We start from the raw sequence: 25,077 nt of genomic DNA on the forward strand, positions 1-25,077 counted from the left end.
AATCATCAAAAAGAATTATGGTAGTACCTATTCTTATTAGAACTGGCCATTTTAGGACATAGCAATTGTACGTCTATTTATTTTGAGAAATTTTTATGTTGTTTATTTATTTTTTTGAAATGTAACAGGAAAAATAGGACACTATGAAGTATAGTGTCCTAAAAAAGTAACCTATCATCAATTATTGGGGGAGGGAACGCCTTTTGCATCATAGTATAACGTATCCGCGGCCATCAGGGCCTCGATCATGGCGTCAGGCCAGCCCGCGGTGTCGTAGTCTTTGTTCGGGTCAAAGACAAAGTCCGCCCCCAGTTCGTTTTCCACCAGATGTTCTAAGTCCTCTCTTTGCTCTATGGTCAAAGCGTATGGGCTGTTAGGATTACCTACAAGGTCACCTTCTGGTCTAAGATTGGTGGGAAAGCTAGGACTATCCGCCACGACTTCATTCATTGTGTTCATATTCTCTTCAGAATCCAAACCCTCTGTTTTTTGTGTTTCTATTTTCTCCTCATCATCGTATTCAGGCATTTCCTCTACCTTTTCTGGCTCATCCATCGCTTCTTCGGTGTCCAGTTCATCTTCTCCACTGACACCATCCATAGTCAGGGATTTTTGTGATGCCAGCCAAAGGATAGAGGTCGCTTTGTCCAAATCTTCATACAGTCCATCCATGATGGACGAGGCGAACTGTGTATCGCCAAGGATAAACTGTTCATTCATCAGCCCGTATTTGACAAAAAGGCGTGCCACATAATTCACTAATGCCTGTTCTGATTCGGTGTACCCATGTTCTTTAGGACTTGAATCCTCGTCAAGGAGCACACTATACTTATTCATATAATCCATGACCGCCTCATAGTCTTCGTTAGGCATGATCCCCCGTTTGCTTCTAATCGGAGCCCCGTTCCGGATGCCGTCTGTAGCTTTCGCGATGATGTTTATAACATCCATGCTTTCCTGATCTAATTTGGACAGTGAGAGGCGGTCTTCTGTGAAATGATCATAGAGGATATAGCCCACTATGCCGTTAGCCCCCAATAAAAAAAGGAATAAGAAGCCCAATAGTGATTTTTTTAACATGATGTATTCAACTCCTCGATCTTGTGACGCCTTGATGTTCCAATTACAAATTGTCTATAAAACTTGTTATCTCTAAATATATCGGATGGTTTCCCTTGTTTTTTTATGTCTTCTGCATTCAAGACATAAAAGGAGAGTTTGGTGAAGTTGTTTTTTAGAAAGATCTCCAGCTGCTCTTTTATTTTTATCTGATTTTCACGAACGAGCTCTTCTATTACAGGATAAAAAAAGAAACGGATGCATAAAGATTTTGGCGCACAGGAACATGATATTTATAACCGTATTATTTATACGTCTTTTACCTGTCAAATACCGGTCCGTGTAGAGGTTCAGGCTTTTAATGAATCGACTTTTTATGGGATTGTCCAGAGCTTAAATTCGTTTCGCGGGCGATTGGAACTGGAAGGTGGATCATACTGCATTAAAGATATTGTCTCATTGAGCTTGGATTGGGATGCGGCAGCTTTAAAATTTGATTATCGAAATCAAATTTTAAAGCTGCCGCTGTGTGGTTCCGTTGTATTCTTCCTTTCGTCGTTTCATCCTAGCATGTCAACGGCGCTCGTCAAGGTCCGTCAAAGCAGTACATAACAATTTCTCACAAGCTCCAAATTGTTATAAGCCGCTTTTCCTTTTCGCTTTGACAAGCACTTTTCTGACAGGCTGTTCTTTGGTCGTCGATGAAAGGAGATGACATAGATCTGATCCTTCAGGATCGCAACGATTGCCAGCTGCACCAGCGCGGTTTACGCGATCCGGATACTTTAACCGAGCGCACAAGAAGCCGAAGAGCAAGCACTGCAAGTAGAAGAAGCCAAAACTTTCATCCCGGCTTCTTTTCGCTGTTCCAAGTATTTTATCTGTTGCTATTAAACTATAACTAGAAGGAATATATTTCTGGTAGTTCAAGATATTCTGGAGTATAGTCATAATTGGATAGAATTTATTTACATAATAGGAAATCCGAATGTTAAGCATGGAGTGTAACAATAAATGAACATAGGCGACATTGAGGAAATTGTAGATAAAGACTTTGAGAGTATGGAACTCTGGAAGTGGCAACGTGACTTTGCTTTAATGGCAGTTTGTACGGAATATGAGAGGGGAGTTCATCATTTACACCGATCGTTGACACAAGCTAAAACTTTTGCAGAGAAAAACCTGTTATTAATCCAGCTCAACATGTTTTTTGATATTCTAGATTGGCTAATAATCCAACGCTCCACTTTAGTATTTTAAAAATTTAAGGGGATTTAGCGGTAACTTGTTTTATGCTCTGTCACCTTGTGTGCATAGACGAATACATAAACTCATTTCAGAGTATATGACTATAGTTTCATTTGAGTCAAAATATAGCGTATGCTATATTGTTGATAAAGAGGGGGATAGAGTAATGGAACTGCATGAATTAATTAAAAAGGTACGTTTTCAAATGCAAATGACTCAAAGTGAATTCGCTACTGCAATGCATGTAAGTTTTTCTACTATAAATAGGTGGGAAAATCAGAAAGCTGTCCCTAATAAAATTGCCAGGATTTTATTATTGAAACTTTGTGAGGAGAAAAAGATTGACCCATTGCTAATACGAGAGTTTAAGGAATACCAATAACATTCTAGAAGGTTGGAAATAGATTATATACTAAATTTATTTAGATGTTATTGTAATAATAAGCTTTAATTTTTATAGCTAATTTAGGAGAGTATAATGATATGGAAAAAAATGATTTAAAAATAAATAATAAGAATTCAGCAGATATAGGATTCGAAAAACAAATTTGGAATGCTGCTCGTATTTTAAGAGGAAATATGGATTCTGCAGAATATAAGCAAGTAGTTCTTGGACTAATCTTTTTAAAATATATTTCTGATGAATTCGAAAGAAAATATATGAACCTTGTCGAAGAAGGTGCAGGATTTGAGGAAGATATTGATGAGTATATATCTGAGGGTATTTTCTTTGTACCGCCACAGGCGCGCTGGAAGTTAATAGCGGAAAAAGCACACACCCCCGAAATTGGGACAATTATTGATGAGGCCATGCGTGCAATTGAAAAAGAGAATAAACGTTTAAAGGACATTCTGCCAAAAAATTTCGCACGCCCGGAATTGGATAAGCGCCGTCTAGGTGATGTTGTTGATTTGTTTACGAACATTAGGATGATTGAGCATGGAAATGAAAAAGATATCCTTGGACGAACGTATGAATATTGTCTAGCAAAATTTGCTGAGCAGGAAGGGAAACTAGCAGGCGAGTTCTACACTCCATCTTGTGTAGTTAAAACTTTAGTCGAAGTTTTAAAGCCTTTTAATGGTAGGGTATACGATCCTTGTTGTGGAAGCGGAGGCATGTTTGTTCAGTCAGCAAATTTTATTGAAAATCATAGCGGTAACATTAATAACATTTCTGTTTACGGACAAGATTCCAATCCAACAACCTGGAAATTGGCTAATATGAATTTAGCAATCCAAGGAATTGAGGCTGATTTAGGAGGATTTAATGGAGATACGTTTACTAACGATAGACATCCCTTTCTAAAAGCAGATTATATTTTAGCAAACCCACCATTTAATTTGTCGAATTGGGGAGAGGCTAGGCTTAAAGATGATCCTAGATGGAAATACGGTGTTCCACCAGCCAATAATGCCAACTTTGCTTGGCTTCAACATATGATTTATCATTTATCTCCAAATGGAAAAATAGGGATGGTTTTAGCAAACACCGCATTATCTGTTTCTAGTGGTTCGGAGTATGAAATAAGAAAAAATATAATTGAGGATGATTTAGTAGAGTGTATCGTCTCTTTACCAGCTCACTTGTTTTATACAACAAAAATTAAAGTATCAATATGGTTTTTGAATAAAAATAAAAAACAAAAAGGGAAAATTCTGTTTATTGACAGTAGAAATTTAGGGCACATGGCTAGTAGAACTCTCAAAGAGTTTTCCCAGAGTGAAATCGAAAAGATAGCCAATACTGTTTCTAAGTTTCAAAATAATGAGGGGTATGAAAATATCTCTGGTTTCTGTCAAGTTGCTGATTTAGAAGAAATTCAAAAGAAAAACTACAATATCTCTCCATCAAAATACGTTTCAGGGGTTATAGATGTAGCAGATATAGGTGAAATAACAGACACATTTGAAGCGGACATAAACAATCTTACTATGTTGAAAAACAATACGAAAAATTCTTTTGAAAATATTTCTTCAATATTAAATACAGTTTCACTCGGTGGTCCTAAAAAAGATTATGATTTGTTTAGTAATTTAAATGCAAGAGATTTAACTTCACTCGAAGGTAACAATGCAATTCAATTGCTCAAAGAAGTTGAACGGCATTCTTCATATACAGAAAAAATAGAAGTATTGGTAAATGACATATCAGAAAGGTTATTCAAATATTGGTTTATAGATTTTAACTTCCCTAATGAAAGTGGTTATCCTTATCAAGAAAGCGGAGGAAAACTCCATAAAACAGCTTATGGAGATATCCCTATTACATGGCAGTGTATAACAATGGGAAGCTTTTTAACCCCTAAAAATATAAAAGTTGGGGAAAGAGAAGGAATTAGTGAGTACTCAACAACAAATTCAGGAGTTCATCCAAGAGCACAAAAATTCAATAAAAAATTATCGTCAAATTTTAAAAAGAATAAAATTGTTGAGAAAGGTGACATCGTTTTTGGAATGAGTAGAGAGATTTTTAACTTTGGAATTATGAAGGATGAGATAGGGAGTGTAAGCCCCGCATATCATGTTTACGAAATAGACACTGATGTAATAAATGCAGAATTTTTAGAAGTTTATATGAGATTATGTTCTGATTACTTTTTATCCTTAATAAAGCCAGGAGCACGGGAAGGACAAGTCTTAGATAAAGAGGAGTTACAGCATAAGCTTATTGTTTGTCCTCCGTTAGATATTCAAAGCAAATATATGTTAATTAGAAAACTTTTTCCGCTTCAATTGTTTAGAGGATTATAAGGAGATGATGCCATGACAGGGTATTATGCCGAGTCACATTTTGAAAATGCTGTTCTTGAGTTATTGAGTGATGGTCTAGGATACACTTATTTGTATGGTCCAGATATAAAAAGAGACTACCGAGATCCGCTTTTTGAAGATGTTCTATTACCTGCTCTTCAGCAGATCAATTCAGAACTTTCTTTAGATGCTATCAATGAGGCTATTTATAAACTGAAAAATTTTGAAAATGGTGACTTGGTGCAAAAAAATGTTACCTTTATGGATTATCTTCAGAATGGTGTACCGGTAAAATATTTTATTAACGGTGAAGAACATTCATCCCTTGTTTATCTGGTGGATTACAAACACCCTGAAAAAAATACATTTCACGTTATTAATCAATGGACTTACGTAGAATATAGTGAGAAACGACCAGATGTCATTTTATTTATCAATGGCCTGCCTTTAGTCGTGGTAGAATTAAAGTCTCCATCCAGAGAGGAAACGGATGTGTCTGAGGCTTATAGGCAGCTTCGCAATTATACACGTGAGATTCCTTCATTGTTTGTCTATAATGCAATTTGTGTATTGAGTGACCAAGCAATATCAAAGGCTGGCACAATCACATCAGGTGAAGACCGTTTTATGGAATGGAAAACCACAGATGGAAGTTATGAAAATACCGCTTTTGCTGCCTTTGATACTTTTTTTGAAGGGATATTTGAGAAAAGGCGATTCCTAGACATAATTAAAAATTTTACTTGTTTCTCTTTTGATGGTGCTGAAAATATTAAGATACTCGCTGGATATCATCAATATTATGCTGTCCAAAAGGCTATAGCCTCTACTGTTAATGCTACAAAAACTGACGGTAAGGGTGGTGTTTTTTGGCATACTCAAGGGAGTGGCAAATCTCTTTCTATGGTTTTTTATGCGCATCTTTTGCAAGAGACTCTAAAAAGTCCCACTATTGTGGTAATTACAGATCGAAACGATCTAGACGATCAACTTTATAGCCAATTTGTTAAATGTAAAGATTTTCTTCGTCAGATTCCACAACAAGCGAGTAGTAGAGAAAATCTAAAGGAATTGCTGGAAAATAGAAAAGCCAATGGTATTATATTTACTACTATGCAGAAGTTCGAAGAGTCTCATGAACCACTGTCAGAACGCCACAATATTGTTGTAATGGCAGATGAGGCACATCGGGGACAATACGGCCTTGAAGAGAAAATTAAATACGTGAAGAATGAACAAGGGGAACTGGAGGCTAAGCTGGCTATCGGGACTGCTCGTATAATTCGAAATTCCTTGCCAAACGCGACCTATATTGGCTTTACTGGTACACCTATCTCGTCTAAAGATCGAAGCACTAGAGAAGTATTTGGTAATTATATTGATATTTATGATATGACGCAAGCCGTTGAAGATGGTGCTACGAGACCCGTTTATTATGAAAGTAGGGTAATTCAACTTAAATTAGACGATGTAACCCTTAAACTAATTGATAAAGAATACGATATTATGGAGCAAAATGCAGAGACAATTGTTATTGAAAAGAGTAAACATGAACTAGGAAAAATGGAGGCTATTTTAGGATCTGACCAGACCATTGATTCTCTGGTCAATGATATTATAGACCATTATGAGAACTACCGAGCTAATTTGCTTACAGGTAAAGCTATGATAGTTGCTTATTCACGGCCTATTGCAATGAAGATACATAAGAAAATTTTGGAATTGCGACCGGATTGGCATGAAAAAGTCGCAGTGGTTATGACTTCAAGCAATAATGATCCAGAAGAATGGCGTGACGTAATTGGCAATAAAAAACATAAGGATGAGCTAGCAAAAAGATTTAAAGACAATAACGATAGCTTAAAAATTGCAATCGTGGTTGATATGTGGTTGACGGGCTTTGACGTGCCATCACTTGCTACAATGTATATTTATAAACCTATGACAGGGCATAATTTGATGCAGGCAATTGCAAGGGTTAATAGAGTATTCAAAAATAAAGAAGGGGGATTGGTGGTTGACTATGTAGGTATTGCCCAGGCTCTAAAACAGGCTATGAGTGACTATACCAGCAGGGATAAAAAGAATTATGGTGATCCAGACATTAGCAAAGCAGCTTATCCAAAATTTTTAGAAAAATTATCTGTGTGCAAGGATATTTTCTACGGATATGATTACAGTAAATTCTTTAGTGGAACAGATCTAGAGAGGGCAAGAATTATTAGTGGCGGTGTCAATTTTATAATTGATCCTAGAAAAGAAGTGGAAAAGGAGAATTTTATTAAAGATGCTTTGCTGCTCCACCAAGCTTTATCTTTATGTAGTAGTATGGTTGAAGAAACTATGCGATTTGAGGCAGCATTTTTTGAATCAGTCCGTACGTTGATAGTTCGGTTGACTAGCGCTGGCAGTGGAGGAAATAAATTTTCTCTTCTTGAAGTGAATGAGCGGATCAATCATCTCCTTAAACAAAGTATTAAAAGTGAGGGTGTTATTAATCTGTTTTCAGATGTAAAACAAGAGTTTTCCTTATTTGATCCGGACTTCCTTAATGAGATTGCTAGAATGAAGGAAAAAAACTTGGCTGTAGAATTACTTAAGAAACTTATTGCAGAGCAAGTATCTATTTATAAGCGAACAAATCTAGTTAAGTCGGAAAAGTTCTCTGATATTATTCAGCGCTCAATGAATGCCTATTTTAATGGAATGCTTACTAATGAAGAAGTTATTGCTGAGCTTTTAAAACTGGCCAAAGAAATGGCGCGAGCTAATGAAGAGGGACAGAAAATGGGACTTAATACTGATGAGTTAGCTTTCTATGATGCTCTTACGAAACCGCAGGCTATTAAAGATTTTTTTGAAAATGATGAGCTTGTGGCCATTACTAAAGAGTTAACAGCCATGCTCCGAAAAAATCGAACTATTGACTGGCAAAAAAAAGAAACTGCTAGAGCTGGAATGAGAAGACTTGTTAAAAGACTTTTAAAAATTTATAAATATCCTCCAGAAGGTATGGAGGATGCCGTAAAAACAGTTATGCAGCAGTGTGAGATGTGGGCGGACAACGTTATGCTGGAAGAAGATAAAACCTTTTATCCTTTTGAAGAAAAAAGAATTAATTAATTCCGCAGAAATTATTCCGGCTAACGAATTTAAGACAATAAATATAAGAATGTTAAACAAAGCTATTTATGATGCCGATGGATGTTTGAAAGAAGCAGCAGTGAATTTAAACAGTGAAATGTATTATCCTAAGCTGGATAAAGATTTTAAAATTACAAAAGTTACTAGAAGTGCGGGAGGCGTAGAAGTTCATGCAGAAGCAATACGGCATCTGAAGGAATTTAGTTTAAGCATTCATTGACTTTTTAACCACTTCATTTATGAAGTGGTTTTTTTGTTCAATAAGGGTATAAGCTATTTAAACATTCTTGTCTACAGTAAAATTAAGGTATTAAGATTGTTCACACAGGATTGTTCAACTCTATAATAATCCACTTTTTATGCTCTTCATTAATCTTTTAACATGAGGTTAAGAAGAGCTTTAATTTTGCCCGATCTTTTTCAGATAAAATTTTCTTATATTTCCAAATAGTGATTCAATGAAAAGAAGCACTCTGCAAATTCTTCTAATTATTGACCATTAAATGTTAAATTAAAAATAAGAAAACTGATTAGGAAATATCGTATTCTCAGCCAAGTTTCTATTTTGGGTTATCGAATAAATATATAGGAATCCCGTTTTAAAAGGAGTGATCTATTTAAAATGAAAAAAAACGGTGAAGAACGATTCCTGCTTAGAAATACCGAGACAGATATGCGACTTTTGGAGTTTTGGCAGTGGAACCAATCAGATCTTCTAAGTAATGCGCTTCGTGGAATGCTTGCGGAGTTTATTGTAGCAAAAGCTGTAACTGCAACCAACAAAATGAGAATTGAGTGGGATGCATTTGACCTTGTAACACCATCAGGTATTAAAATTGAAGTAAAGTCGGCCGCTTATGTGCAATCATGGCAGCAAGCAAAAAATTCGGCCATCAGCTTTGGGATTGCTCCTGCAAAGGGATGGGAAGCTGGTACGAATACATATGCTACAGAAATAAAGAGAAGTGCAGATGTGTATGTTTTCTGTTTGCTGAATGAAAAGGACCGAAGCACTGTAAATCCGCTGAATCTAGACCAGTGGGAATTTTTTGTTCTTTCAACTGAGCAGATTAATCAAGAAAAAGGAAATCAAAAGACAATTAGCTTAAACAGCCTTTTAAAAATGAAACCGGTCAGAACAGAGTTTCTTGGACTTGCGGAAGCAGTGCAAGCGGTAATGATGAAATAAACGAGCATGATGCTCCAACAAAAAGATATAGCCTTCTCTTCTTGGTCTGGTCGATTAGATCGGTAATATTTTTATCAGTCTACTAAAAAAGAGTGTCTAGAATTTAAAAGTTTTAGACGCTCTTCTTTATTTTCAAAAAAGAGCTCATCTTATAGGTAATTAACGTCTAGAATTTAGTCTAAAATCAGTGTCTAGAATATAATAAAATTGTAGACGTTCTATGGTACAATATGGATAGAAAATAAAATAAGAGGTGAAGGTTTAAAATGTTAAGACAAAAAAGTTTCACCATAAAAAAATCAAAAAGTGTATTAGTTCATTTTGATGAATAAAAAGAATTTAGATACTGTACTGGGTGATAGGTTAAGGATGGCTAGAATAAGAAAGGGATGGTCACAAACTGAAGTAGCCAAGAAAATCGGTCTTTCTTTTTCCAGTTTATCGGGATATGAACGCAACTATCGAAAGCCTCCAACAGAAACACTTGCGCATTTAGCAGAAATGTATGAAGTATCCATTAGCTGGTTGCTTGGGATTGGGGAAAGTGGATATCAAACACAAGATAGAGAAGAAGTAGTTATTAAAGATCCAGAACTTGATTATTGGTATAAGCAGCTTCCAAATTTGAGTAAAAAAGATCTCCGTAAGCTTCGGAAAGTCTGGGAGTTGATTAAAGAGGAAAATCTTTAATTTTTGTGATTCCAATATGAAAGGATGATATTGTATGAAACTGGGTTATGCGAGAGTTAGTACGATTGGTCAGGATTTAGAGACACAGATTGAGAGACTAGAACTAGCCGGTGTAAAAAAAGATCAATTATTTATTGAAAAAGTAACCGGCACGAAAATGGCAGCTAGGGAACAGATAAAAGCACTTCAAAAACATGTTCGTCCCGGCGATCACATTTATGTAACAAAAATTGATCGTTTAGCCAGGAGCATTCTAGATTTAAATAAAATTGTTAGTGAGTTAATGGAAAAGGGGATCAGTATAACGTTTATCGATCATAATATGACGTTTAATGCTGATGCAAAAGATGATCCATTTCAGATGCTGCTCTTTAATACGCTTGGTAGCTTTGCGCAATTTGAACGGGATATGATTGTTTCACGAACAGGTGAAGGGCGAAAGAGGGCTATGAAAAATGGTAAGAAGATGGGGCGTAAAGGGCAGCCTGAACAAAACGTTAAACAAGCGATAAAATTATTTGAGACAAGAGAAGACAAAGGTATGACTATCTCTGATATCTCAAAGTTAACGGGTGTTCCGAGGTCGACTATTTATGCTGAGTACAAAAAAATGAAAGAAGCCTTGATTAATTAGGAAGGTCAAAGGGGATCAGTGCACAGTGCAAAATAAAAAAGGTTTTATTATAAAGGAACGACCAGACCTAGTTGAAGAGTGGCATAGCATTGGAAATGCGGGCAATACACCTGACAATGTAAAAGCTGGTTCCGACAAAAAAATTCTTTGGTGTTGTAAAAAGTGTAATTATGTATGGAAGTCAACAGCAAAAAACAGAGCACTAAAAAATACCGGCTGTCCTAAATGTAATGAAAGGTACAACGTTGGATTTCCTGAGCTGGCTATCTATTTTTATTTAAAGCAGGTTTTCAAGGACGCAAAATTAAATCACCCTATTGCAACTATCGACAAAGAAAAAAAGGTAGATATTTTTATTCCTTCCCTCAGCCTTATTATTGAATATGATGGTGGACATACTCATCGAGGAAGGGAGAGGATTGATAAAGAAAAAAGTTATCTACTTTTAGAAAGTGGATATTATCTTATACGGGTACGTGATAATGGTTTACCTTCATTAAAATTAAAAAGCTTACAAGAATATTTTTATGAGCGAACTACTAATAGAACCGTTGGAAAAATGATTACGGAAGTGTTAGAAATAATTAATAAAAATTTTAAAGGTTTTACAGAAAAGATAAAAGCATTAAGCGCTAGAATCAATATTGATATCGATACAATTCCTATACTTGCTCAAATTCCAGCGATTATAGAAAAAGATAATTTACTTAAGAAGTGTCCCAGTATTACAAAGATATGGGATTATGAAAGAAACTACCCATTATTACCTGAAAACTTTAAGCCATTTTCTAATCTTAAGGTCTGGTTTATCTGTGATAAAAAACATCCTACATTGTCTCAGATTGGAAGTAAAGCCGCAGGGCATGGTTGCCAAGTTTGTGCTGGGCAAGTAGCAACCGAAGAACATAATTTAGAAATACTATTCCCGAAAATTGCGAAAGAATGGAATTTTGAAAAAAACACTGACAATTTTCCTTATGAGTACTTACCTTTTTCTAATAAGTTAGTATTTTGGAAATGCCCACGCTGTCAAAGCTCTTATGATAAAAAAATTAATGAAAGAACAGCTGGTAATGAAGGGTGTCCTTATTGTGCAGGTAAAAGAGTTAATGAAACAAATTGCCTTGCATTTACACATCCAGACATAGCAGCTGAATGGGATTATAATAAAAATAAAGGCTTGGTCCCAGAACTTGTTACAAAAGGGAGTCATAAAAAAGTATGGTGGATTTGCAAGAAAAGCCATAGCTATGAAGCGTTTATTTATAGTAGAACAGGTGGTCGAGGGTGTCCTGATTGTCATAAACTTGATGGACGACACTTACGTAAAAAAATAAAGAAAGAAAATTCTTTAGCAGTTAAGAAACCACTTATTGCTAAACAATGGCATCCTATGAAAAACGACAGTGTTACTCCAGAAGAGATAGGGGCATTTTCAAGAAAAGAATACTGGTGGCAATGCGAGAAAGGTCATGAGTGGAAGAAGGCTCCTAACAGTAGGAGGAGTCACAAATGCGAAGACTGCCAAAAAACTAATATATAAATGAGTGTATTAGTATCCATAAAAAACTCATACTTTTTCTCATAGTATACTTCATTTGCGTTCAATACTATTTAAAAACAAATTTGAAAAATGTTGTTTTAAAGCCATTCTTTAGACTTATTTCTTCTTATTCTATAGGCGGCATGATGGGCGGCATGATGTAATATCTGCCTCATGAATCCCAGCAAAAGTGGGGTTTATAGACCTTTATATACTCTAAAATAATCAAAGGGTAACGAAAGATTAACATTTTCTTCAATAAAGGTCTAAATTAGAGGCTTTCCGTGAGTTCTTTGAACTTCTGGGAGAAGCCTCTTTTTTCATTTCTTTTGTTACATGCAAATATACATTTTTCGTCGTGTCTTCATCTTTGTGACCTAGCCGCTCCATTATTTGTGGAAGACTTACACCTGCTTCAGCTAGAAGAGAAGTATGAGTATGTCGTAAAGAGTGTGGTGTAAGATTTGAATTTAATTTAGCTATCTTTAATAAGCGTCTCATACGATTCTCAATCTTTTTAATGTAGAGCGGGTAACCGGGCAGCACCTCATCAATGTTTGCAAAAGCAAAATCTTCATTATGATATCTATCCCGGTATTTCATCATTGTTTCTTTTTGGGCCAAGTTATGCTTATTTAACTCATTAATCACCGCTTCATCAATATCAATTATGCGCACCGCTGTCGGTGTTTTAGGTGTTAATAACTTGTATTCTTTTCTATTGTTAGTGGGGTTGTAGTATGTTTTTGAAATGTTAAGTGTTTGTTCTTCAAAATTAATATCGCGCCATTTTAAGGCACATAATTCACCTACCCGCAAGCCAGTATAAGCCAGTAATAAAAAGATTAAGTAATCTTGATCCAAACCAAATTTTTTTGCCGTCTGGAGGAAGTACTTAAGTTCCTGCTTTTCTAAGTAGTTGGGTAAACTTTTTCGGCCTTCTAAATCTTCAATGGTGATTTGTTGTTTAGGAACTTGAGTGTATTCAGTTGGATCTTTCTTTAGTATTTCTAATTCTACAGCCTTTTTAAAAATCATTTTGCCTGTTCGATGTGCACCATCTATAGTGTTCTGAGCATACCCTCTTTTCTTTAAATCATTTAAAGCGTTTTGGTATTGTCTCCTAGTAATATCTTTTAATTTTAGCTTGGCGAAATAATCCGTTAGCCGTTTAATTTCATGTTTGCGAATCCGTACAGTACTTTCTTTTACGTTTCCAGTTCCTTCATAAAGTGCTAGCCACTCTTTAGCAAAATCCTCAAATATTACATCGGACTCCTCTACATAAACACCTTGATTTATTTCATTTTTAAGGGCCTAAATGATAAAGAAAAGGAATTTTTCGAATTTGTACTATCCAAGTACGTAGAGACTGGTTTTGAAGAGCTTGATTAAGAAAAATTACCACAATTACTTGAATTGAAATATCATTCAATTTCAGATGCATTGGCAGTACTTGGCGACGTCAGTAGGATCCAAGAAACATTTACTTCTTTTCAAAAAGCTTTGTATCAACAAGAGGTATCTTAATTTTCCTAGTCAAATATCATGTTTTAGGTATTTAAAGAACGTGAGAAACACGTTCTAAAGGTATCTATCTTTTATCTGGGTTCTCAAAAAATTAATTAACAACGTTTCTGAGGCTCTCAACTAATTTGGGAGTCTTTTTTATTTTTAATTAATAGTGTGACCACATTTGGCCTCAAACTATTAATTAAAAATAAATTGTAACGTGGGGTACTTTTATAGATAACTGTTTAATCGACCAATTTACTGAGTAGTAATAGATTGATACAATATCTTACGAATAGATTTAAATGCTTTTTACTTTAGTAGAGAGACAAAACATGAAAGCATTTTTGTCCATTGATAGCTAATTAATTATATAATGCTAAATACTACTGATACATAGAAAATTGCTGGAGCATAGGAGTGGGGATAATGAATTGGACAAACTTTAAAACACATAACCAGGCACCAACTCAAGCGTTTGAAACCTTCTGTATACAACTTTTTGAAAGATGGGCAAGGAGAACCTATAAAGACAACTTAAAAAACTTCTATGTTGTTAATGGAGCAGGAGGAGATGGAGGAGTCGAGGCCTACGCAGAATTACAGAGTGACGAAATTGTTGCAGTCCAGGCTAAATGGTTTCCTAGCAAAATAGAGGACCAACAAATAAGACAGATAAAATCCTCCATTGAAACTGCAATGAGCGTTCGCTCTAACATTATATCATACACAGTATGTATACCAAGAGACCTTGGTAATGAAACTGGTAGGGGAGGAAACAGTGAACAAAGCCGATGGGATAGTATGGAGAGTGATATTCTCGATACTTACACTAATTTAGAATTAGTGCTTTGGAATGAAAGTAGTCTCACTACCGAGTTACAACAATCTGGTAATGAAGGTATAAGGAAATTTTGGTTTGAAAGCGAAGAATTTGATTTTGATTTTTTGAAAAGACGTTTTGATTTAATGATGGCTGGCTGGTTAAAAGAACGTTATATTCCAAGTTTGCATGCTCAGGGAAGGATAGAACAAACCCTTGAAGGGTTATTAATTTCAGCTGACTTTAGAGATGGCTCTCTTTTTTACATAAAGGATATAAAAAGCAAAATGGAAATTGCTAAACAGGAGTTAGAAATAGCTTTAAATGATATAGAAATTATTCCTGTTGAGAAGCAAAACGTTGGAAGATCCACATTAGAGTCGATAGAAAAATATATTTTATTATTATATAAGTTAGAAGATGCTTTAATAAAAGGCTTGTATATAGATGAATATATTGAACCAGAGTCAATAAATTTTTCTGGGTTTAAACAGATATTAGAAGAATCTCCTCGTTCAAGTAGAGAAATTGCACGCTTGCAGTTAACTAAAGCAATGAATGAATTAGATGTAGGACCTTTGGTGTTTGACCAGATATGGCAAATAGGTAAAGCGTTAGAAAGGCACAATACCATAATTACAGGTCAACCTGGAACAGGAAAGACGCATGGTATTACGGATATTGTAAATAAAAGGCTGTCTAATAGTTATCCTAGTATCCTTATAAGAGCAAAAGATGTTAGGGCAAGTGAAGGGTGGGGTTCAATACTTAGACAGGCATTAGGACTTTCAAGTGCTTGGTCTGAAGAGGAGCTTTTCTCCGCTTTGGAGGCAACGGCAATTAGAGCACATATAAATAGAATATATAATGAAGATAAAAAGCATGATTTGGAAATTGAAGAGACCACTTTCCTAATAGCTGTAGACGGTATAGAAGAATCAGTTGAATTAGATGCCTGGAAGAATCGTTTAGGGGAACTAGATCAGATCTTAATAACTAACCAGAAAATTAGGTTCTGTATAATGGCTAGACCATACGTTTTTGAGAACAAGCCCTTGCCACTAAGTAAAGTAAACCTTGTTAAGATTAGGGATGAGGGTGACGTTCCAGTTAGTTATATTTTTGATGAGTATATATCAACTTATAATATCGATGTAACAGAAGTACCTTGGGTTCGTTTTACTCTAAAGACCCCATTGGCTTTAAGACTTTTTTGTGAAATTTACGCTGGAAAAACTTTAAGAGAAAATGATTCGATTAAGACAACTGTTGCTCATTTATTATTAGCTAAAATAATGAAAATTGATAATGAGGTGAAGGGAGCAATAAACGGTAGGTGGGATCAGTCAGATAAAGTTATATTAAAGGGATTAACAAAATTAGTGAAAATATTGTCAACGAGTAGCAGTATTCCTCGTACGAAGGTTATTAAGGTATTACATGATGCGCAAAGTCCAGAAGGTTTAATAACCTTAAGTGAAGCCGCTCAGATTTTAGATTATCTAGTTAAGTATGGATTGATTTATGAATCTATAAATTACGATGAAAGTGACCCTTTAAGTGAACATGAAGCAGATTATAATGCAGCTATCCAACCTTTAATGGACTTCCTAATAGCAAGGGAAGCTATTATTGAATGTGAAGCGGAAGGGTTTAAATATTTACCTGAATATCTTAAAGAGTTACCTGCAGCACTCAATATGGCTGCTTTACAGCTTTTTATGGATTACAACTTATTTATTGGCAAAGAGCTAAACTTTGAAGATGGACTCGAGGATGAACTATTAGACCAGATACGTTGGTTTGTTCTTGCAAATTCTCCGATAAATCTAACAGAGGAATATAAGGATTGGATTAAAGAGTGTTTAACAACATCCACGGCTAGAAGTAGAAGTGCTATAAAATCACTTATTATTCCGGTAGCGAGTGTACCCAATCACCCGGTTGGACCACTGCTCTTACATGAAACTCTAATGGAGTATCCATCTCCTGCTGAACGAGATATTATTTGGTCAGTACCCGATGACATACCTAGCGCTGGAGGAGAGAGGCATCCTATTAGTGAGATACTTAGACTTCTACCATCGCAACAAAGCGATGGGTTACCTTTAATTGTTGCTTGGAGTTTAACATCTGTGGAAGAAATGGTTATAGAAGATAGTAAAATCCAATTAACAGAATGGGGCTCTAAAAATGTTAATGAATTATTAAAGCTATTAGATAGAGTTTTCCAATCAAATGACCCCCAAATGCTACAGGAATTAGCGAATGTTATTTATGGTGTTTCTTGTCTTATAAGGGATATTCCCGAGCTCAAGAAGTTAGCAAACTGGGTTCATGAAAATATATTCTCTAGGATTCAATATTATAAAAATGCAATAATTCGTCAAAGTGCAAGAGGAGTTATCGAAAGAGCCGTGCTATTCGGAGCGGTAGAAGAAAATCTACTAACTTCTTCACGCCCACCTTATTCACATGACGATGAACTCTTGCCTATAGATGAATCTGCAACATTAAAGGTAACCCAAGAGCAAGGTAGAGGGTGGGGGGTAACTCCTATTACATCTGATTTAGCTTGGTATGTAATTAAAAAAGGCTATGAACCGTTCTTCGAGAATAACCCGATAACAAGCTCCAAATCTTCTGAAGCTATAGAGCATTTATCAAAATATGATATAGAAAATTTAACACCGCATGCGTGGGCAATTGGGGCTGCTATTGAGATAATAAAGGGTTATGGTTGGAGTGAGACTAGATTTCTAAGTCCAGAAGACGGAATTGACACTACAATCATAAGAAAATATCAAAGGGCAACTCACGGGAGTAAAAGTACAATTACAACAATTGCTGAAAAGTATGTTTGGATTGCTGTTTTTGAACTATTAGGATATTTATCAGATAGATTACCAATATTAGATCAATTTTCAGAGACTATATCTTTCAAGGTAGTTGACGATTATTCCATTCTAATTAATACAAACAATTCAGCATATAATTTAATTGTTCAGAAAGAAGAACCTTATAAACAATGGTTCTTACCAAATAGTTTAACACCAACAGTCCATTTCACTGATTCTGACCCGATTACCCAAATCAATGAATGGGTAGAAAATGCTGAGACACCAAATATAATTGAGTGGATTTTACCTACAGACGAAAATCTCCCAATATTAAAAAGTGATGAGTTAGCTGGTGAATGGATCTCTCTAAATGGTTTTACGGCACTTACCGAAAGAGAATCTGGTGGGGAATCCTTGTTTTGGATAAATACATTTTTAATAAAAAATGAGGATAAAAGTGAACTGAACAAGATTAAAAAGGGATTAGAAACTATGGATAGTTTAGATGGGTTTTATGGAAGTATAGCTAGCGAAACATATATGTCACCTGCTGATGTCATATGGATACCTTGGTTACAAGAGGTATACAACTTGAACAGAGTGGATATACAAGATAGTGAAAATGGGGGTGGATTTTTAGGAATAAAGGCAGGGATAGTAAGCGTTACGGATTCTACGCTTGCTGGTGAGGTGAGTATAAGTATGCCCTCTAAGGATATTCGCCAAGCGTTATCAATTACAGATTTATTAGGTTATAAATATATTGATGAAAAAAATAAAGTAAAAGGGTTTTATACTTCTACAGGAATACCATATCAAGATGAGCAGAAAATGCTTTTTGTTAGGAGAGAAGTATTAGACGAAATTATCCCGCTTGGATATAGTATCATTTGGGGTGTAAGGCTTCTACGCAAACCTAGTGCAAGAACGCTAGAGAAGCATAGAGATATGGCATTAAAACAAATTGATAAATACTGGATTGTAAACCGTGAAGAAGACTGGAAGGTTCATGAAATAATTTGATGATCAGTGAGAAGTTTTTATTAGGATAAATAAAAAAGGTGACAAATTAAATAATTGTCACCTTTTTTATCTTTATTGATTTCTAGTTAACCCTATATTAAGCGTTATACTCGTATCCTAATAAGGGGTAACAAAAGGGTAACATAATCCTATATTAAGTAGTTAATTTACGTTAAAAATGTTACACCTATGATTTGAAAAAAGCTTTTGCTGACGCGAAATAATTAACTTACATTAATTCACATTAAACATGTTGCATACCACTGGACTAATGGGCGGTATGATGTAATATCATCCCCCGAAAAAGCGTCAAACCTTGATTTATAAGGGTTTGACACTTTTTTATTTTCTGTTCATTAAAAAAACTCTTAATGGTTAATACTTAAATGGAATTTTCAAGGCGTTAGCTATGATTCATTTTAATTGAGGTGTTTTAAAAGCGGGTGTATCAAAAAATTCCCTTAAAGAAATGTTGCATCCTTGGCAATATTGAAAAATGGTCGATACTTTGGGATGTTTGGATCTACCATTCAGGATTTCAGAAATAGTTGATTGCCTAATACCACCTAACTTAGCTGTTTGGGCAACAGTCATATTTCTTTCATCAGCTAGCTCCTGGATTCTTTTTATAATGGCAGCATGTAGTTCTAATGTTGAAGAATCATTAGAAGATGTATGATCCTCTTTACCAGTTTTAGCTTGATAGATATATGCCATAGTTGTTTATGCTCCTCTTTAATCCTCTAACATTAGGTTAAGCAGGATTTTGATTTTATCACGATCTTTTTTTGATAAAATTTTACCTTGGTAATAAACATTTCCATCTCTTTCTAGTAGGTGGTTCAAGGAAAAGAAGCGTTCCGTTAATTCTTCTTTTGGAACAGTTCGGGTCACTTTTTCACCTGTAGGACCCGTATATTCTTCTCTATTAAAAACATGGAAGGAGATCTCAGTGAAATTGGTTTTTAAAAAATGAATCAGATTCTTTCTTATTTTTATCCGATCTAACTGTTCGAGATCTTCTATCATAACGTCTGCATGATCAAGGAACCAATTGTAAATATCTTCTAGATTCAAAGCGTGAAACAACGAATATAAATGTTCATCTGTAGGATAAGTCTTTGCATCCTCAAAATCCTGAATATATTGAGCATCAAGGCCACTTCTTTTGCTAATTTCATCAATAGATATTTTTTTATAAGATCGTATAGATTTAAACAATTTTTCTTTAGGAAAGCTTCCTTGTAGTAGGAGCCCAATAGGATCTTTTCTATAAGATGGTCCTGGATCATAGACACTATCTGCTGCCTGTTGATTATACTCAGGCTCTCTTTTGGGAGGGAGAGGATCGTAGCTAGTGAAATCAGCTCGAAAATCGAACGTATCCATGTAGCCTGCTAGTCTCATTAACTCAAAGTAATCTACTTCAAGAGCACTGGACAATTTTTTAATAATCTCTGGAGAAGGAGGCTTATCCTTTCGACCATTTTCTAATTGTGAAAGATAGCTTTGAGAAACACCTATAAGAGCAGCAAGTTTATACGTACTCAAACCTTTCATAGTCCGCTTGTCTTTTATATATTTAATAAATTTCTTCATTCTAAATCCCCCTGTGCTAAGCCTATTCCTTGAGTAATATTATACTTGAATCGAATATAAAAAGAATGATTTACCATTAATTACTTTACAAATTATTTGAGTATTCATATAATTAACTTGAGTTTTATTAAACTTAATGAAAGGGAGTGAAAAAATGATTGAAATCTCGATTGATGAAAAGCGTGTTGAAGAGCTGTATAAAAAGGCAGTAGAAGAGAAGCTTGAGAAAATTGAGCATGACCGATTGTTAATGAGTAGCAAGGATTTGCAAAAATATTTAGGGTTAAGCTATCCCACATTAAGCGAACTGTTTTTTCATGATCCTGACTTCCCAATTATTCGTGTTGGAACAAGAATGCTGTTTTATAAGCCAGAAATTGATGTATTTATAGACGGATGGGTGGATGAGGTGAGAAATAATTATAATGGGCAGGCTAAAAATATGAAAATATCAGTTAACAAGGTTAGCAAAGCTAGAAAGGAAAGAAGTATCAGTTAAGGGGGAGGAACCTGATGAATTTGATCATTCAGGAGTCAAAAGCGATTTATCATATTGCTGGAGAAAAGGGCCTTAATTATGATTTAAATATAAAAAGGACGGGACGAGCATTTTGGATCTGTATGACATCCAAAAATAAAATAGAGAAAATAACATGCAAAAAAGCTTATTTAGTTCAAACGGAAGAAGAGGCAGAAAAAGAATTTATTACTTTTTCCTATGCTGTAGAAAAAGTAAGCAGCAACATGAGTGAACCTTTGTCCTTAAAAGAAGCCCGTGTTCTGGCAGGGATTTCACGCATTGATATGGCTGCTATTATTGGAGCCAGTCTGAAAAGATGGATTGCCCTAGAGTCACTAACAGCAAAACAGCCCATGACTGCAGAAGAAGCTATTCGTTTTTCAGAAGCAACGGATTATAGCTTAACGGAGTATCCTGAAGTATTGAGCCTTGAAAATTCAACAGCATATAAAAAATGAGCGGTTGCTGCGAACAACCACTCGGATGTAACAACTTATTTCATCCTGTATTGTAGCATAAAGCAGGGAATCAAGGAAGTGAGCGTATGAGTGTCTATCGAAAAAGGAAAGACCGGGAAAATCCTTATGTGCAGCTTCATAAAGGATTTATATATGATAAAACTCTTTCTTTTAAAGCAAAAGGCATTCTCGTCTATTTATTAAGCCGTCCAGATGATTGGCAAGTGTATGAATCAGAGATCATTAAGCATAGCAGAGATGGCAAGGACAGCGTTAGAAATGGCATCAAAGAGCTTATTGAACAGGGGTATATTTCAAGGTCTAATCACCGGACGGATAACGGCAAATTTGCTGGTTATATTTATGATGTATACGAGGAAAAGCAGGAGGTTTTACCGGAGCGGGAAATCCGCTCCGGCTTAACCGCCCCGGCAGAACCGTCTTCGGAAAAACCGTTTTCGGATAATCCGCCACTACTAAAGAATAAAGAAACTAATCAATATAATGAACTAAAGAATGATAGGACTAATAATGGTGCAGGTCCCTCACACATTCCGTTTGAAGAGATCATTGCTTACTTAAACACCATAGCTGAAAAAGATTATAAGGCAAACACGAAGCATACAAAACAGCTGATTACCGAAAGATATGAAGAAGGATTTACACTGGAAGACTTTAAGAAAGTTATCCGAATCAAAACAGCAGAATGGCTGGACCATGAACAGTTTAAACATTATTTGCGGCCCAAAACATTGTTTGGAGAAAACTTTGAAATGTATCTTCAGCAGGAAAAGCCGATTAAAAAAATGGATTATCAAAAGCAGGGAAGAATTAGAAAGGAAAAATTGCCACAGTGGTTTATTGACGGTAAAGACGGCAAAGAGGAACAAGGTTTAATTGCTGATGATGAAGAATTTCAGCGTAAAAAAGCAGAACTTGAAGCAAAACTTAGAAAAGAAACAAGGTGTTAATTACTTGCCCCGATTATCGTCTTGGGGCTTTTTCTTATTCATAGACTTAGTCGGTTGTTTTTTAATCTTCTTCTTTTTTTCTTGCTCGGCTTTAACTAATATCATGAAATCACCAAAAGACATGCGTGAGCCCTCCTTTATTTGTTAGAAATATTTGGCGTTATATTTATTTTAACATATTTGGAGTTAACTAGAAGTGATATGATAATGGTTACATACAACTACAAATAGAAGAGGTGCTGAAATATCATTTATAAAAATCAGGATCACTTAGTCGTGGTTTTACATGAAATATATGGTATTAACAAGCATATAAAAGACTATTGTCAGTTCCTAAGAAAACAAGGATTTAAGGTTCTTTGTCCGAATCTCTTAGGAAAAGAAAAGCACTATGACTATTCCCAGGAAGAAATTGCTTATAGAAACTTCATGGAAAACATTAATGTTGAGATCGAAGCAAATAAGCTTAAAGATCAATTAAAAGTTATTCGCTCTGATTACAAAAAAATATTTATCATTGGGTTCAGTATGGGAGCAACTATTGCCTGGCTATGTGCTGAAGCAGATTTTATTGACGGAGTAGTGGCATACTATGGATCGCGAATCAGAGATTCTGTTGACGTGACACCCAACTGTCCAGTAGTGTTATTCTTCCCACAAAAAGAACGTTCTTTTAACGTAGATCGTTTAATCACTTTTTTAAATAAGAAAAATGTAGAGAGTTATAAATTTAATGGTGAACACGGATTTAGCGATCCATATTCAGCAAAATATAATTCATTAGCTGATGAAGAGGCGAGAAAAATTTCTTTGAAATTTCTTGAAAAAGTTTAGAAGTAATAAAGATTATGAAATTATCGAATCAAAAGGAGCCACTTTGGTGAACAAATAACGATTATTCCGAAGAGTTGTGGGCTGATTATTTCCGATATACGAAGAGAGGAGATAAAAAATGAACTTTAAAAGAGTAGATGTTGTATACGCACTAATATTCGATGAAAGTATAAGAAAAATCTTAATGGTATTTAACAAGAATGGTACTTGGTCTTTGCCAGGAGGGGCAGTTGAATTGGGAGAAACCTTGCGAGAAGCAGCGATAAGAGAAGTTAAAGAAGAGACGGGATATGACGTAAATGTTGGCAATATTGTTGCTTTAAACGAGGCTTTTATCGAACAAAATCATGTTTATTTTATTACATACCACGGGCAGATTACAAAACGTCCTAAAGAAATTCCTCAAGAAGAAAACATTATAAAAGTTGATTGGATGAGTTTAGAAGAAGCTGATCGACTAATGCCGTATTATCCAGACGGAATTTCAAAACTACTCAGCGAATCGGGTGCAAAATATACCTTGCAAATGACAGAATAAAAAAGAGGTACGAACATGGAAAGTCAGCTCTCTTTAAAAAAGCACTTGCTACATCTTGAACAAAAATTGTTAAAGCCTGAGATACGTACATCGCGACAAGAACTTACAAAGCTACTGGCAGATGAATTTTTCGAATTTGGCAGCTCAGGTCATATTTGGTACAGAAAAGACGGTATTAGTGAAGAAGGTATTGGTGTAGTAAAGATGACCTTATATGATTTTGATATACACCAGTTATCAAGCGATTCAGTATTAGCTACATATCGAACGTTTAATGAGGAAACAATGCAGCATACCTTACGTAGTTCGATCTGGAAATTTAAAGACGAAAGGTGGCAAATGTTTTTTCATCAAGGTACGAAAACAAAAGATAGACAGCGGTTTTAATCTACTTAATAACAGATTTAGAGTATTGAGGGGTGATGGCTAAAAAGCCTATCGTGTGAATCTTTTTCACAGTGTTTTACGTATCTGTTAGTATTAGGAACTGGAAAACAGATGCGGTTTGAGCAACTCTAATTTTTGCGATCACTGCTCAAAAATTTGATGAAAAATGAAGGGGTGTCACTATGTCAGCCCTAATATTCGTGTTCATTCATCTTGCAATCGGATTATTTTTAATATTCAAGTCCAAAGAATTACCAAAACCGCTATTTACATTTATAAGCGTTTTTTCTGTCATGAGCTTGATTTACTGGTTAACGATCGTGATAAAGACATTTTTTGCGTAAGGTTTACTTGGCGGTTTAGACGTACTGTTGATAGCACCACCTTGATAAGAGGCGGTGCGGTTATTCGTTTCTGCTTATCAACCAAAAAACCATTTCTTTATTTACTAGCAATTTTTGCAGCTGCATATTTGTATATAGCCATCTTGCCAGCCCCTCCAGCAACGCCTACAGCCACTTTACCAGCACCGGAGGAGTAGAGGAATTGACGAATATACTTAGGGCCTTTTAGCAAGATAATCATTAGCCCAATGGCCATCATGTAATCCTGCAACTGTTCTGTTCCGGTGATCATATTCAGGATCATCCATAAAAGAGATACTTGAAATGCTTGCGAGAATACCACGCTGATGGCTTCTCTCCACCAAACAGACCAAATGTCAAAGTTCTCCGTTACAATGCTTTGTGCGGCAATGGGAGACGTAACCAGTAATACAATGAACTCGCCAAGGCGTTGGATATATTGCATCCCGAGCAAAACAAACAGGATGACAATGATCAAGGCGCCGAGAAAAATAGACAGGTTAGCTGTAGGTGGAATTAACGCAAACTTTTCAAGCATTTTCGTGTCCAATCCTTTGTCCAAAAAGAATTGAACGATGCTGTTGTTGAGCTTCAATAAAACATCATTTAAAAGCCAGGGGGCAGTTGCAGCAAGGATAAACGCCAGAATAGACTTAGATACTACTTCTGCAACACTGCGGCTTTGTACTCCAGCTAGATGATTAAACATAATCCCTATCAATGACCAGGCGACAAATACAATACAAAGGGAAGAAGCAAGCGAAAAGACAAAGTCATAAACGGTTGCGACTTTCGGATACTTGGACAAATCCGTTGGGGCAAGCATAAAAATTTCCAGCCAGTCAAAAGCCATATTAGCAAAATCTCGAACCAGCTCTTGAATCATTTCCTTTAGCCATTCAATCGGGCTTTTGAATACATTCATCTGAAAGCCTCCAATCATTTT

The 25,077-nt window shown here is 35.5% G+C and carries 24 protein-coding genes and 1 pseudogene; 17 read left to right on the forward strand and 8 right to left on the reverse strand.

Annotated elements, in window-relative coordinates:
- Positions 1–177: 177 nt before the first annotated feature.
- Positions 178–1,080 (reverse strand): hypothetical protein, encoded by a 903-nt coding sequence (locus BTO28_RS01145; protein ID WP_076763190.1) that lies wholly within the window; start codon positions 1,078–1,080, stop codon positions 178–180.
- A gap of 237 nt (positions 1,081–1,317) precedes the next feature.
- Here BTO28_RS01145 and BTO28_RS01150 point away from each other — a divergent pair, with 237 nt between their 5' ends.
- A complete protein-coding gene (locus tag BTO28_RS01150; protein WP_076763192.1) occupies positions 1,318–1,671 on the forward strand; it encodes a hypothetical protein in 354 nt (117 codons plus the stop codon).
- Positions 1,672–1,695: 24 nt separating this feature from the next.
- On the opposite strand, the gene BTO28_RS17035 is transcribed toward BTO28_RS01150, so the two are convergent.
- Positions 1,696–1,989: a hypothetical protein gene (locus tag BTO28_RS17035; protein WP_158068770.1), complete on the reverse strand. Its 294-nt coding sequence runs from the start codon at positions 1,987–1,989 to the stop codon at positions 1,696–1,698.
- An 84-nt stretch (positions 1,990–2,073) separates the two neighbouring features.
- Here BTO28_RS17035 and BTO28_RS01155 point away from each other — a divergent pair, with 84 nt between their 5' ends.
- The 9 genes from BTO28_RS01155 to BTO28_RS01195 all read left to right on the forward strand — a co-directional run bounded on the left by BTO28_RS01155 (position 2,074) and on the right by BTO28_RS01195 (position 12,261).
- Positions 2,074–2,319: a hypothetical protein gene (locus BTO28_RS01155; RefSeq protein ID WP_076763194.1), complete on the forward strand. Its 246-nt coding sequence runs from the start codon at positions 2,074–2,076 to the stop codon at positions 2,317–2,319.
- Between the two features lie 154 nt (positions 2,320–2,473).
- Entirely contained in the window at positions 2,474–2,689 is a 216-nt protein-coding gene (locus tag BTO28_RS01160) for a helix-turn-helix domain-containing protein (protein ID WP_076763196.1), read from the forward strand.
- Between the two features lie 101 nt (positions 2,690–2,790).
- Positions 2,791–5,061, forward strand: coding sequence for an N-6 DNA methylase (locus tag BTO28_RS17800; protein ID WP_083711215.1), 2,271 nt, complete (start codon positions 2,791–2,793; stop codon positions 5,059–5,061).
- A 12-nt stretch (positions 5,062–5,073) separates the two neighbouring features.
- Complete coding sequence (locus BTO28_RS01170) at positions 5,074–8,184, forward strand: type I restriction endonuclease subunit R (RefSeq protein WP_076763198.1); 3,111 nt, start codon at positions 5,074–5,076, stop codon at positions 8,182–8,184.
- Positions 8,162–8,425 carry a hypothetical protein gene (locus BTO28_RS01175; protein WP_076763199.1) on the forward strand — a complete coding sequence of 88 codons (264 nt, stop codon included), beginning with the start codon at positions 8,162–8,164 and terminating at the stop codon, positions 8,423–8,425. Before BTO28_RS01170 ends, BTO28_RS01175 begins: the two co-directional genes overlap by 23 nt.
- Before the next feature lie 402 nt (positions 8,426–8,827).
- Positions 8,828–9,394: a hypothetical protein gene (locus tag BTO28_RS01180; protein ID WP_076763202.1), complete on the forward strand. Its 567-nt coding sequence runs from the start codon at positions 8,828–8,830 to the stop codon at positions 9,392–9,394.
- 324 nt (positions 9,395–9,718) lie between these two features.
- On the forward strand, positions 9,719–10,084 hold the full coding sequence (locus tag BTO28_RS01185; RefSeq protein WP_076763426.1) for a helix-turn-helix domain-containing protein: 366 nt from the start codon (positions 9,719–9,721) through the stop codon (positions 10,082–10,084).
- Positions 10,085–10,118: 34 nt separating this feature from the next.
- A complete protein-coding gene (locus BTO28_RS01190) occupies positions 10,119–10,718 on the forward strand; it encodes a recombinase family protein (RefSeq protein WP_076763205.1) in 600 nt (199 codons plus the stop codon).
- A 25-nt stretch (positions 10,719–10,743) separates the two neighbouring features.
- The gene (locus BTO28_RS01195; RefSeq protein ID WP_076763208.1) at positions 10,744–12,261 is read left to right on the forward strand and encodes a zinc-ribbon domain-containing protein; all 1,518 of its coding nucleotides are present in this window, start codon (positions 10,744–10,746) and stop codon (positions 12,259–12,261) included.
- A gap of 255 nt (positions 12,262–12,516) precedes the next feature.
- Here BTO28_RS01195 and BTO28_RS01200 read toward each other — a convergent pair whose 3' ends face one another.
- Positions 12,517–13,299, reverse strand: a complete 783-nt coding sequence (locus BTO28_RS01200; protein ID WP_233129794.1) for a tyrosine-type recombinase/integrase — start codon at positions 13,297–13,299, stop codon at positions 12,517–12,519.
- 6 nt (positions 13,300–13,305) lie between these two features.
- Positions 13,306–13,563 (reverse strand): annotated as a pseudogene (locus BTO28_RS17805) (N-terminal phage integrase SAM-like domain-containing protein); the annotation flags it as partial.
- A 639-nt stretch (positions 13,564–14,202) separates the two neighbouring features.
- On the opposite strand from BTO28_RS17805, the gene BTO28_RS01205 reads away from it, so the two are divergent.
- A complete protein-coding gene (locus tag BTO28_RS01205; RefSeq protein WP_076763213.1) occupies positions 14,203–18,459 on the forward strand; it encodes a restriction endonuclease in 4,257 nt (1,418 codons plus the stop codon).
- Between the two features lie 414 nt (positions 18,460–18,873).
- Here BTO28_RS01205 and BTO28_RS16715 read toward each other — a convergent pair whose 3' ends face one another.
- Together BTO28_RS16715 and BTO28_RS01215 are read right to left on the reverse strand one after the other, a co-directional pair.
- Positions 18,874–19,176 carry a helix-turn-helix domain-containing protein gene (locus tag BTO28_RS16715; RefSeq protein WP_083711217.1) on the reverse strand — a complete coding sequence of 101 codons (303 nt, stop codon included), beginning with the start codon at positions 19,174–19,176 and terminating at the stop codon, positions 18,874–18,876.
- An 18-nt stretch (positions 19,177–19,194) separates the two neighbouring features.
- Positions 19,195–20,058 (reverse strand): helix-turn-helix domain-containing protein, encoded by an 864-nt coding sequence (locus BTO28_RS01215; RefSeq protein WP_076763215.1) that lies wholly within the window; start codon positions 20,056–20,058, stop codon positions 19,195–19,197.
- A 154-nt stretch (positions 20,059–20,212) separates the two neighbouring features.
- Here BTO28_RS01215 and BTO28_RS01220 point away from each other — a divergent pair, with 154 nt between their 5' ends.
- From BTO28_RS01220 to BTO28_RS01230, 3 genes are all read left to right on the forward strand, one after another.
- On the forward strand, positions 20,213–20,557 hold the full coding sequence (locus BTO28_RS01220) for a hypothetical protein (protein WP_076763217.1): 345 nt from the start codon (positions 20,213–20,215) through the stop codon (positions 20,555–20,557).
- A 14-nt stretch (positions 20,558–20,571) separates the two neighbouring features.
- Positions 20,572–21,036 carry a hypothetical protein gene (locus BTO28_RS01225; RefSeq protein WP_076763219.1) on the forward strand — a complete coding sequence of 155 codons (465 nt, stop codon included), beginning with the start codon at positions 20,572–20,574 and terminating at the stop codon, positions 21,034–21,036.
- 86 nt (positions 21,037–21,122) lie between these two features.
- A complete protein-coding gene (locus BTO28_RS01230) occupies positions 21,123–22,007 on the forward strand; it encodes a conserved phage C-terminal domain-containing protein (protein WP_076763222.1) in 885 nt (294 codons plus the stop codon).
- Here the strand turns inward: BTO28_RS01230 and BTO28_RS17615 are convergent, their stop codons facing one another.
- The gene (locus tag BTO28_RS17615) at positions 22,008–22,130 is read right to left on the reverse strand and encodes a hypothetical protein (protein ID WP_269843826.1); all 123 of its coding nucleotides are present in this window, start codon (positions 22,128–22,130) and stop codon (positions 22,008–22,010) included.
- A 153-nt stretch (positions 22,131–22,283) separates the two neighbouring features.
- Here BTO28_RS17615 and BTO28_RS01235 point away from each other — a divergent pair, with 153 nt between their 5' ends.
- The 3 genes from BTO28_RS01235 (at position 22,284) to BTO28_RS01245 (ending at position 23,766) form a co-directional block, all read left to right on the forward strand.
- Positions 22,284–22,841, forward strand: a complete 558-nt coding sequence (locus tag BTO28_RS01235; protein ID WP_233129795.1) for a dienelactone hydrolase family protein — start codon at positions 22,284–22,286, stop codon at positions 22,839–22,841.
- A gap of 118 nt (positions 22,842–22,959) precedes the next feature.
- Complete coding sequence (locus tag BTO28_RS01240) at positions 22,960–23,379, forward strand: NUDIX hydrolase (protein ID WP_076763228.1); 420 nt, start codon at positions 22,960–22,962, stop codon at positions 23,377–23,379.
- Positions 23,380–23,394: 15 nt separating this feature from the next.
- Positions 23,395–23,766, forward strand: a complete 372-nt coding sequence (locus BTO28_RS01245) for a nuclear transport factor 2 family protein (RefSeq protein WP_076763230.1) — start codon at positions 23,395–23,397, stop codon at positions 23,764–23,766.
- A gap of 441 nt (positions 23,767–24,207) precedes the next feature.
- On the opposite strand, the gene BTO28_RS01250 is transcribed toward BTO28_RS01245, so the two are convergent.
- On the reverse strand, positions 24,208–25,056 hold the full coding sequence (locus BTO28_RS01250; RefSeq protein ID WP_076763233.1) for a conjugal transfer protein TrbL family protein: 849 nt from the start codon (positions 25,054–25,056) through the stop codon (positions 24,208–24,210).
- Between the last annotated feature and the right edge of the window lie 21 nt (positions 25,057–25,077).

Source organism: Domibacillus epiphyticus (assembly GCF_001975785.1).
GTDB lineage: Bacteria > Bacillota > Bacilli > Bacillales > Domibacillaceae > Domibacillus > Domibacillus epiphyticus.